Annotated in this window: 3 protein-coding genes and 1 pseudogene; 1 reads left to right on the plus strand and 3 read right to left on the minus strand. The window is 68.2% G+C overall.

Annotated elements, in window-relative coordinates; genetic code table 11:
- From GX543_RS17255 to hisN, 3 genes and pseudogenes are all read right to left on the minus strand, one after another.
- Positions 1 to 320: pseudogene (locus GX543_RS17255) on the minus strand (acyl-CoA dehydrogenase); the annotation flags it as partial.
- Positions 321 to 349: 29 nt separating this feature from the next.
- Positions 350 to 1765 (minus strand): acyl-CoA dehydrogenase family protein, encoded by a 1416-nt coding sequence (locus GX543_RS17260; protein WP_290853703.1) that lies wholly within the window; start codon positions 1763 to 1765, stop codon positions 350 to 352.
- Between the two features lie 263 nt (positions 1766 to 2028).
- Entirely contained in the window at positions 2029 to 2814 is a 786-nt protein-coding gene (gene hisN, locus GX543_RS17265) for a histidinol-phosphatase (RefSeq protein WP_290853705.1), read from the minus strand.
- A gap of 32 nt (positions 2815 to 2846) precedes the next feature.
- Between hisN and GX543_RS17270 the strand changes: the two genes are divergently transcribed.
- Positions 2847 to 3504: PCRF domain-containing protein (locus GX543_RS17270; protein WP_290853706.1), on the plus strand; the 658-nt coding region annotated here is incomplete at its 3' end.

Genomic DNA, 3504 nt, shown 5'->3' on the forward strand with positions numbered 1-3504 from the left:
CCCTGGTAGGGAATCGACAGGGTCAGACCCACGTCGCCCCAACAGGTTTCGATGACGTTGAGCAGGCCGGCCATGTTGCCGCCGTTGGCGTTGCCGCTCTGCTTCTTGGCTTTGTCGTCGCGTCCGAGTGCTGCGCCCGCGGCACCCTGCCCGGAGTCGTTGAGGCCCTCCACCATGGCGGCCATCGTGTCGAGCTCGACCGGGTATTCGTGTTCGGCGAGGTCGTACTTGCGGGAGATCGGGCGGAAGATCTGCGCGGCGACCTGATGTGCCTGATTGGAGGAAGCCTTGAGCTTCTTGGGAAGTTCGAGATTGATCATCGACAGGTTCCTTGTTCGGGTCGGACCGTTCAGATGAGGACGACGCCCTCGGCGACGCCGATGGCACGCAGGTCGCGGTACCAGCGCTCGACGGGATGTTCCTTGGTGAATCCGTGGCCGCCGAGCAGCTGCACGCCGTCGAGGCCGATCTGCATTCCCTTGTCGGTGGCGAGCTTGCGTGCCAGGGCCGCTTCGCGCGCGAAGGGCAGGCCCTGTTCGGCGCGGGAGGCGCCGCGGAGGGTGACGAGGCGGATTCCGTCGAGTTCGATCTTGATGTTGGCGACCATGAACGCCACGGCCTGACGGTGGCTGATCGGCTCGCCGAACGCTTCGCGCTCGTTGACGTAGGGGATCACGTAGTCGAGCACGGCCTGGCCGGTGCCCATCGCGAGGGAGGCCCAGCCGAGTCGGGCCAGACGCACCGCGTCGGCGTATTCCTCGGCGCGACGGTCGGTGGCGGCGGTGTCGGTGCCGTCGCTGCCGTCGGAGCCGAGCAGCGCGGTGTTCGGGACCGCGACGTCGGTGAGGTGCAGACGGCCGAGACCGGCGGCACGCAGACCCATGCTCGGGTCGGCTTCGATGACGACGCCCTTGCTCTTGGCTTCGACGATGAACTGGGCCGGGCGGCCGTCGAGTTCGGCGGCGACGATGAACAGTTCGGCGCTGCCCGCGGCGGGAACGAGTGCCTTGACACCGTTGAGCCGGTATCCGCTGGGGGAGCGCACGGCCTTGGTCTGCAGTGCGAACGGATCGAACAGGGGGCGCGGTTCGGTGATGACGACCGACGCCTGCGGAACGTCGTCGCTCGCGAATGCGGGCAGGTAGGTCTTCTGCTGTTCGTCGCTGCCCCACTGGGTGAGGGCGACGGCCACGCCACTGGGCGCGAGGATCGGCAGTGCCAGGCCCATGTCGCCGTGGGCGAGGGCTTCGGCGACGAGTGCGTTGGTGATGCTGCCGCGTTCACCGGCGGCACCGTCGAACGCCTCGGGGACGTTGACGAGGGTGATGCCGAGTTCGGCGGCGCGGGCGAGCAGGTCGGCGGGTGCGGCCGCGGCTGCGTCGGCGTCGTGCGCTGCCGGCCGGAGGATCTCGGCGGCGAATTCACGCACGGTCTCGGCGATCATCTGCTGATCGTCGGTGGGGGTCAGGTCGAAGAAGTCGCTGTTCTTCGGTGCGTCGAGGCGCTGTGGCGCACCGCCGCCGGAAACCTGCTTGAAGGCGCGGGTGGCCGCGCCGAGGGTCTTGAAGCCGGTCTTGGTGGACTGGTAGGTGGCCCGGTCGATGGCCTGGCGGAAGTTGTAGCGATCTGCCAGTTCCGAACCGGTGATCCGCGAGAGCACGCGCATCGCAGCGCCCATCGCGTCCCGCTTGATCGGGTTCAGGCCGACTGCAGACGTATCGCGTCGGGCATTCCGGGCCACACTGTCTTGCTTGCTCATGATCACCAGAAGTCTCTCGAGGGGATCGGACGAAGAACTATCTTACTCTTGGGTAAGATCGGTGTCTACTCCCGGGTAAGAACCGGCGTCCGCACAGGTCGACCCCGACACCGTGTGAGATCGCAGACGCGACAGCATGGCCGACACCACCAGGAGCAGACCGCCGATGCCGCGTGCATACGCCGCGAACTCCGCCACCGAAGGTGAACTGTGGCAACGATTCGGATCGGCGCAGCCCCGACGCGTCCGGGTGCTGCGCCGATAGCCGATCAGCGCAGCCGCGCGAGGACCTCGTCGTGCAGCGCCGTGTTGGTTGCCACAGCGCTGCCGCCGTGCGGCCCGTCGGCTCCCGCGACGTCGGTGAACCGGCCGCCGGCCTCACGGACCAGCACATCGAGCGCCGCCAGATCCCACAGCGACACCTCCGGCTCGAGAGCAATGTCGAGCGCGCCCTCGGCGAGCAGGCAGTAGGAGAAGAAGTCGCCGTACGCACGGACCCGCCACACCTCGTCGGTCAACGCGACGAACTGCTCGCGCAGACCCCGGTCGCGCCACCCGGACAGGCTGGAGAAACTCAGGGACGCCGACCCGATCCGAGGAACATCCGACACCCGGATCCGCCGCGACTGCGCGCCGTCGTGCGAGGCCCAGGCACCCGTGCCCGTGGCCGCCCACCACCGGCGGTTCAGTGCGGGCGCACTGACCACCCCGACCACCGGCACGCCGTCGTCGAGCAGTGCGATCAGGCTCGCCCACACCGGCACACCCCGCACGAAGTTCTTCGTCCCGTCGATCGGGTCGACCACCCACTGCCTGCCGGAGAACACCGCATCCCCACCGAACTCCTCACCGAGCACCGCATCGTCCGGGCGTTCGGTGGCCAGAACCTCGCGGACCAGTCGTTCCACGGCCAGATCCGCATCCGAGACCGGCGTCAGATCGGGCTTGTCGCTCACCGCCAGATCCAACGCGCCGAAACGGTCGCGGGTGACGGCGTCCGCCGCATCGGCGAGGCGCAGGGCGAGGTCCAGGTCGGCGGTGAAGTCGGTGGTCATGCACAGAACGCTAGCCGGTAACCTTGGCAATCGTGCATCCCGATGTTTCCGCAGACCTGGCAGAGCTCGCGACGACCCTCGAGACCGTGGAGACGGTCCTCGACGTGGAGGAGCTGCGCCGTCGCATCGACGAACTCGAACACCAGGCGGCCGACCCCGAACTGTGGAACGACCAGGAACACGCGCAGCAGGTCACCAGCCAGCTCTCGCACGCCCAGGGTGAGCTGCGCCGCGTCGAAGAGTTGCGTTCGCGGCTCGACGACCTGCCGGTGCTCTACGAACTCGCCGAGGACGAGGAAGGCGACGACCGCGCCGCCGCACTCGCCGACGCCGATTCCGAGCGCGCGTCGCTGCGCGTCGACATCGAGGCGATGGAGGTGCGCACGCTGCTGTCCGGTGAGTACGACCAGCGCGACGCCCTCGTCAACATCCGCGCCGGCGCCGGTGGTGTCGATGCCGCGGACTGGGCCGAGATGCTCATGCGCATGTACATCCGCTGGGCCGACAAGCACGGCTACGGCGTCGAGGTCTACGACACGTCCTACGCGGAGGAAGCCGGCATCAAATCGGCGACCTTCGCCATCAAGTCGCCCTACACCTACGGCACCCTGTCCGTCGAAATGGGCACCCACCGCCTCGTGCGCATCAGCCCCTTCGACAACCAGGGCCGCCGCCAGACCTCCTTCGCCG

This window comes from Gordonia sp. (in: high G+C Gram-positive bacteria) (assembly GCF_012515855.1).
GTDB lineage: Bacteria > Actinomycetota > Actinomycetes > Mycobacteriales > Mycobacteriaceae > Gordonia.